Annotated in this window: 6 protein-coding genes; 2 read left to right on the top strand and 4 right to left on the bottom strand. The window is 62.4% G+C overall.

Going from position 1 to position 7,142, the window contains the following annotated elements; genetic code table 11:
- Positions 1-73: 73 nt before the first annotated feature.
- Both NE584_RS09915 and NE584_RS09910 read right to left on the bottom strand, forming a co-directional pair.
- Entirely contained in the window at positions 74-1,423 is a 1,350-nt protein-coding gene (locus NE584_RS09915; RefSeq protein WP_108979482.1) for an MATE family efflux transporter, read from the bottom strand.
- 211 nt (positions 1,424-1,634) lie between these two features.
- Complete coding sequence (locus NE584_RS09910; protein WP_050625148.1) at positions 1,635-2,285, bottom strand: HAD family phosphatase; 651 nt, start codon at positions 2,283-2,285, stop codon at positions 1,635-1,637.
- A gap of 158 nt (positions 2,286-2,443) precedes the next feature.
- On the opposite strand from NE584_RS09910, the gene NE584_RS09905 reads away from it, so the two are divergent.
- Positions 2,444-3,358 (top strand): DMT family transporter, encoded by a 915-nt coding sequence (locus tag NE584_RS09905; protein WP_242850362.1) that lies wholly within the window; start codon positions 2,444-2,446, stop codon positions 3,356-3,358.
- 147 nt (positions 3,359-3,505) lie between these two features.
- On the top strand, positions 3,506-4,255 hold the full coding sequence (locus NE584_RS09900) for an S-layer homology domain-containing protein (RefSeq protein ID WP_256182712.1): 750 nt from the start codon (positions 3,506-3,508) through the stop codon (positions 4,253-4,255).
- Between the two features lie 98 nt (positions 4,256-4,353).
- Here NE584_RS09900 and NE584_RS09895 read toward each other — a convergent pair whose 3' ends face one another.
- Together NE584_RS09895 and NE584_RS09890 are read right to left on the bottom strand one after the other, a co-directional pair.
- Entirely contained in the window at positions 4,354-6,219 is a 1,866-nt protein-coding gene (locus NE584_RS09895; protein ID WP_256182711.1) for a stalk domain-containing protein, read from the bottom strand.
- Between the two features lie 219 nt (positions 6,220-6,438).
- Complete coding sequence (locus tag NE584_RS09890; protein ID WP_050625509.1) at positions 6,439-7,140, bottom strand: ABC transporter ATP-binding protein; 702 nt, start codon at positions 7,138-7,140, stop codon at positions 6,439-6,441.
- Between the last annotated feature and the right edge of the window lie 2 nt (positions 7,141-7,142).

The following is a 7,142-nucleotide window of genomic DNA, read 5'->3' as shown; positions in this document are numbered from 1 at the left end:
CCCCCCCCCCCCCCCCCCCCCCCCCCCCCCCCCCCGCAGCCGTTTTTTGGATAAGGGCCTGTGGGCATCCATGTCACACAGACAGAGAGACGGAGGGGACGGCCTGCTGGGGCGCGGCGGCGGGGATGGGCTTCGTCCCGGCGTGAGCGGTGTGCAGCAGCAGCACCCCGGCGCCGGCCAGCAGGATCTGGGTCAGGGGGACGGACAGCCAGACCCCGGACAGCCCCAGCCCAGTGCGGGGCAGGATCAGGGAGAGGGCCACCAGCACGACGGGCTGGCCGTAGATCAGCAGGTCGGCCCGGGTGATCTGCTCGGTGGCGCAGAAGTAGGAGGTCAGGATGCGCACTACCGACATGAACGGGAGATAGAGCAGGAACAGGGGCAGGATCACCTGGAACAGCCGGGTAGCGGCATTGGATGCCCCGAACAGGTGGGGGATGGCGGACCGCCCCAGAAAGAGGGCGATGCCGCAGAGCAGGGCGGCGGCGGGGGCGGAACGGAAGGTCAGTGTACGGACCTGAGCCAGCGCCTCCTGTTCTCCGGCGCCGTAATACCGGCTGAGAAGGGGCTGCGCCCCGTCCCCGATGCCCTGGATGATGAAGTGGACCATGCAGATGGCGTAGCTCATGACCGCATAGCAGGCCACCGCCAGGGAGCCGCCGTAGGCCAGCGCTCCCCGGTTGATGACCACCAGCGTGACCGTGTTCAGCATGGTCAGGCCGAAGGGGGACAGGGAGGTGGCAAGCAGGCGGAGAACGGTCCTCCGGTTCAGACGGAAGCTCACCCCCCGGAACACCCGCTTCACCCGGAACAGATAGACCAGCCCCAGGGCGGCGGACACCCCCTGGGCGATGACGGTGGCAGCGGCGGCCCCGGCGGTGCCCCAGCGGAAGACGGAGATGAACAGAGCATCCAGCACCACATTGGTGAGGAAGCCGGCGGTCATGGAGCACATGGCGGCGTCCGCCCCATCATAGGTGCGCAGCAGGGGGACCAGCCCGGTGCCCAGCACCTGGAAGAGCGAGCCCAGCACGATGACCCGGGTGTAGCTGTCAGCATAGGCCAGGACGGAGCCCTCCGCGCCCAGCAGAGGGAGCAGGGGGCGGTAGAGCAGGGCGAGCAGGGCGGTAGACAGCACGCCGGCCAGCAGGAGCAGCACGGCAGTGGAGCCCAGGGCGCGGTGCTCCTCCGCGGCGTCCCGGCGGCCGATGCACACGGACAGCACCACGGCGGCGGCCATGCCCAGCCCGGTGCCTAGGGCCTGGACCAGGGCGGTGACCGGCCAGGCCACATTGATGGCGGCCAGCCCGGCATCGCCCACGCCCTGGCCCACGAACATCCCGTCCACGATGGAGTAGACGCCGGAGAAGGCAAAGGCGATGACGGAGGGGAGCACATTGCGCCAGAAATTTCTTTGGATCATGAGAGGGGCCTCCTCAGGCTCCGAAAGACCGGAGCAGATGTGATCAGAAAGAGGGAGCGGCCTCGGGCATTTTCACAAAAATAAGGGTCTTTCTTTGTCTAAAACAGAAAGTGCCCGATTCCGAACTATATATATAGTGCGGAATCGGGCAAAAGTCAAGAAACATCTTAACAAAACATTAACACATTTTCAGGGGCAGGAAAGAGCAAAATTATGGAATCTGCCAGAGGGTGGGAGAGGCATCCGCAAATCGTTCCAGGCGATGGTGGCACAGGGCCTCCATCTCCCCCCAGCGGGGGGCAAAAAGGGGGTCAAAGACCCCTACCACAGTGAAGCCAGCCTGCCTGGCCGCAGCACAGTAGCTGGGAGAATCTTCGAAGAGGAGGCAGGACTGGGGAGGGACGCCCGACCGTTCCGCCGCCAGACAGTAGAGAGCCGGGTCCCGCTTTTCTATTCCCAGCTCAGCGGTGGTGTAGACGGCCTCAAAGCAGTCCAGAAGGCGGTGGTGCTCCAGGGCGGCGCGGCACAGGGGAGGCATGCAGGAGGTGAGCACCGCCATCCGTGTCCCCCGGCGGCGGCAGGCGTCCAGAAAGGCGGGCACGCCGGGCTTCAGGGGCAGAGTGTGAGCATAGGCGGAGCGGGCCATGGACATCCAGCCCTCCATGATCTCCTCCGGCGTCTCCGGGAGGGAGAAGCGCTCCCTGGTGTACCGGGCCGCGTCGGGAGCGCTGTGGTGGGTGACGTAGTCGGTGTAGTCCTCAGGCACCGGCGAGATGCCCCGCCGGCCCAGAAATTCAATGTCGATGTCCAGCCAGATCCCGTTGGAGTCCAGCAGGGTGCCGTCCAGATCAAAAAAGTACATGGCGGGACCTCCGTGCAGGATGGGGGCCTCCTGCCTGGGGCGGGGCCAGCCCCCGGGTTGCGGCCGGGACGGTTTTCTGGTATAATAGCTCCGTTTTTGACAGACCGGCCCGGCATGCTTCTTTCCTATCATACCACGCCGGGGGAGACTAGTTCAAGATGGGAAGTGAAGCCATGTCTCCGCATGTGATGAAAAAACTGGCCAAGCCCATGCTGTTCGCGGCAGCCATCATCTGGGGCACCTCCTTCTTTGTAATGAAGAACGCCCTGGACGTGATCCCGGTGTTCTACCTGCTGGCAATCCGCTTTACTGCGGGCGCGGTCCTGCTGGCGGCGGTCTGCTGGAAGAAGTGGGCGGGCTTTACCCGGGACTATCTATGGCGTGGGGCGGTGATAGGGGCTTTCCTGTTCCTGGCCTATTCGGTCCAGACTTTTGGACTGGACCGGACCACACCCTCCAAAAATGCATTTTTGACGGCGGTGTACTGCGTGATCGTCCCTTTTCTCTACTGGGCAGCCGCCCGGCGGCGCCCGGACCGGTACAACATCCTGGCCGCCCTGCTCTGTGTCACCGGAGTGGGACTGGTCTCTCTGGACGGGGACCTGTCTGTCAACGCAGGGGACGTGCTCACCCTGATCTGCGCTTTCTTTTACGCTGCCCACATCGTGGCAGTGGCCAAAGTGTCCCCGGAGAAGGACATCTACCTGCTCACCGTATTCCAGTTTGCCTTTGCGGCGCTGTATGCCTGGGCAGGGGGAGCGCTGTTCGAGAACTTCCCCGCTCAGGCGTTCCTGGACCCGGCGGTCTGCCTGCCTATGGCCTACCTGTGCGTTATGGCCACCACTGTGGCCCTGCTCTTCCAAAACGTGGGGCAGGTGTGGTCGGACCCGGCCTCCGCGTCGGTGATCCTCTCCCTGGAATCGGTGTTCGGCGTCATCAGCTCGGTCCTCTTCTACGGGGATCTGGTCACTCTCCCCATGGCGGTGGGCTTTGCCTGCATCTTTGTGGCGGTGGTGTGCTCTGAGACGAAGTTCTCTTTCCTGACCGCCGGGAGGCAGAAAGAACGCCGCTGACGGGCGGAAAGGGCTTCCAACATTTTCAGACGAGAAAAGAGGATTGCGCTTTTGAAAAAAAGCGTGTAGAATCAAATCAAGGATAAGAGGGAGAAGGGAACGGGCCGCCCCGGCGGGGCGCGCGACAAGAAGAAGGAAGTGGACCTGATGAAAAGAAAATGGTTGTCCGCACTGCTGAGCGGGGCCCTGGCGGCCGCTTTGACGGCCGCGCCAGTCTCCGCGGCGTCGGTATTTACAGGCGAGACCGTGGATGAGTGGGCGGTGGAGCGGGTGGAGTCCGCCATCCGACTGGAGCTGATGCCGGAGTGCCTGGAGGGACAGGACCTGAGGGCGGAGATGACACGGGCGGAATTTGCTGCCCTGACCGTGAAGCTGTATGAGGCTATGAGCGGGAAGCTGGCGGAGGTGCCGAAGCAGAATCCCTTCCGGGACACCCAGGACCCGGAGGTGCTGAAGGCCTATGGGCTGGGGTTCGTGACGGGGCTGACGGAGGACACTTTCGGCGGCGAGGAGCCGGTGACCCGAGAACAGGCGGCGGTGATGCTGACTGCGGTGTACCAGTATCGGAACGAGGACAACAGAAAGGCATTCCTGCTGTGGGTGGCGCTGTACGGCAGGGACAACGACCTGAACGATGACTCCAACCTCACGGAGCAGCAGGCGTCGAATATGCTGGCCGGTATCTACCATAAGCTGGATACTGTCATCAGCTCGGTGGGGGCCAAGGAGTTCGCGGACGACGGCGAGATCTCTGACTGGGCGAAGAACAGCGTCTATTTTATGGAGAAGAACGGGATCATCACCGGCGTAGGCGGGGACCGGTTCGATCCCCAGGCGGATATCCAGGCCCAGGCCGCCCTGGTCATGTCGGTCCAGATGCTCCAAAAGCTGGGGTGAGTGGGACCCCCAGAAAAAAGGCAGCAAAAAGAGAGGCGCTCGGCGCCTCTCTTTTTGCTGCCTGCCGGGCCAGTGGTCAGGAGGACCGGCGAAGCGATTTACTGGACCTGGTACTGGATCACATGCCAGTAGGAGGCGTATTCCCCCTGGCCCAGATCGCGGACAAACCGCAGCGCCACCTTCAGGGAATCGCCCTGAAAGTCCTGGGCAGTGTCGATCTTGATGTAGACCTGGTTTCCGTCCAGGGTATTTTCATTATAAAGGGAGTTGTTTACATTGGGGCCGCCGCCATTGGCCAGGGAGACGGTGGCGGGGCGGAGGAGAGGTGTCTCGCTGGCTTCGTGTGTCAGCTGGATGTCAGTGACGCTTCCCTCCAAAACAGCCCACTCCACATCCCACTCCTGATCAAAGGCGTCCCAGTCATCGCCATAGCCGCCGGTGTAGCCTTGGACAGTAACAGCGACGGAGTCACCCGCCTGAATGGTGACAACAGGGGTGTCCTGTGTGGCATCATCATAGGAGGTGGCGGTCTCGTCCCCGATACGGACCTTGCTCAGCCAGGTCTTCCCAGTGCCGCCCTCTCCCTGGACCAGAGCGTTGGCACCGGCCATCACCTGGTCCCAGGTGGCGTTGTCGGCGGGCTCGGTCCAGGAGGAATAGGGATTGGCCTCAGCCCAGCCCTCCACAGAGGAAAGGACCTGAACGCCGGCCCAGTCATAGTCCGCAGGAGTCCCCTCTGTGGTGACAGTGGGGGAGGCGGTGCAGGGGACGCCTTTGACCTGATCGAAGAGCCACTCCATGTAGGAGGTAGGGACCGAATCAGAGAACATGTCCGATTTGCAGTGGCCTCCCTGCTGGATCTCCAGGACAAGATTGGTCATGCCCAGACTGGTCAGGGTATTGAAGGCGCGGTAGGCCTCGTTCACCGGGATGTAGGGGTCCTCATAGCCGTGCCAGATGTAGACATTGACGCCAGAATCCGCAATGGCCTGCATGTCGCACTGATTTCCCCAGGTGGTGTGGACGGTAGTGCCGGCGTTGATGAGAATGGCAGCCAGCAGCTCGGGCTGGACGGAGGCCAGCTCATAGCTCCAGCCTGCGCCTTGCGAGTGGCCGGTAGCGTAGATTCGATCCATGTCCACATTGCCGTAGCTTTCCGCAATGGTCCGGATGATCTCACCGAACTGATAGATATAGGCCAGCTCCGCCTCATAGTTGACGCAGGCCTCATAGGGGACGGTGATATTCAGGACATAACAGGGGTGCTCTGCCTGAAATGCGTCGGAGGCAAAGGCGGAGCCGCGGGAAGCGTAGCCATTGTTGGCGAAGGAATTGGTGCTGCCCAGCCCGCCCAGGGTAGCCACGAGAGGGTAGTCCTCTCCCTCCTGAATATGTTCCGGGACGTACAGGCGGAAACGGAGCAGGCCCAGGCCATCGCCGGCGGTGCCCACGGTGTCTATGGCGGGGTCGATCTGGAATGTCCAAGTGTACCAGTCAAAACCGGACTGGAGAGCGGTCTCACCGGCAGCAAAGGAGGCGCGGTTTTCTGTGTCCACCGAGAGGGCAGGATAAGCTTGGCGGTCCAGCGATGCGGTGCGGGCGGCCCCGTCCCAGCTCACTTGGTACCCGAAAGTCTGAGCCAGATGGTAGAGGGGGATATAGAGCTGGCCGTTCTGAAGGGCAGCTGTGGTATCCCCTGCCGCGGTACCGGCGCTATAGGTCTGAGAACGGCCGCACAGCGAGAAGGCAGCGCTGTCGCCGTCAGCTGTGCAGTCTAGGCCCAGCGCCTCTGCGATGGTGACAGGGACCATGGTGCGGGAGTCTGCGTTGATGTAGGCGGAGGTATCCACCGTGCCTCCATCTACCTGCACAGAGGGAGCTGAGGCGGCGCTGGCGGGGAGCACCATGCCGGCAGAGAGCGCGGCGGTCAGAGACAGTGCGGCAAGCTTGCGGAAGAGCTTCATGTTTTTTCTCCTTCCTTTCCTGATTTGAGATGCTGATCCCCTATGGAAGGCTGTGGTCCAGTCAAAGAGATGCATGTATCTGGTGCTTTGATCCTATCACGAAAGAAAAACGAGGTCAAGGACAGGATATTGCATTTTGGTGTGTTATTTTATGAAAAAGGGCGCGGCATAAAAAATTCCGTCCGCGTTTGCCGCGGACGGAAAGCGAAGAGGGGACGGTCAGCCGCCCAGATAGGCTTTTTTCACTGCCTCGTCCTCCAGCAGCTCCTCGCCGGAGCCGGTGGTGACGATCTTGCCTGTCTCCAGCACATAGCCCCGGTGGGCCACAGACAGGGCCATCTGGGCATTCTGCTCCACCAGGAGGATAGTGGTGCCGTGCTGGTTCAGCTCCTGGATGATGTCGAAGATCTGCTCCACCAGGATGGGGGCCAGACCCATGGAGGGCTCGTCCAGCATCAGCAGGCGGGGCTTGGACATCAGGGCGCGGCCCATGGCCAGCATCTGCTGTTCGCCGCCGGACAGGGTGCCCGCCACCTGTCGGCGGCGCTCCTTCAGCCGGGGGAAGCGCTGGTACACATCCGCGATGCCGTCATCAAACTCAGAAGAGGGGCGGGTGAAGGCTCCCATCTCCAGGTTTTCCTCCACAGACATCTGGAGGAAGATCTGCCGGCCCTCCGGCACCAGAGCCAGGCCCTTGGTGATGATCTTATGGGCCGGGGTGCCCCCCAGGCGCTGGCCCAGGAACTCGATGGAGCCGGTATGGGAGGTGAGCAGACCTGCGATGGTCTTCAGGATGGTGGACTTTCCGGCACCGTTGGCGCCGATGAGGGTGACTACCTCCCCCTCATTTACCTGAAAGGAGACGTCTTTGATGGCATGGATGGCGCCGTAATAGACGTTGATGCCCTCTACCTTCAGCATGG

The sequence above is a fragment of the Clostridium sp. DFI.5.61 genome (genome assembly GCF_024462915.1).
GTDB classification, from domain to species: Bacteria; Bacillota; Clostridia; order Oscillospirales; family Oscillospiraceae; genus Lawsonibacter; species Lawsonibacter asaccharolyticus.
The sequence above is the reverse complement of the archived record's forward strand: the minus strand, read 5'-3'. Positions and strand labels throughout refer to the sequence as shown.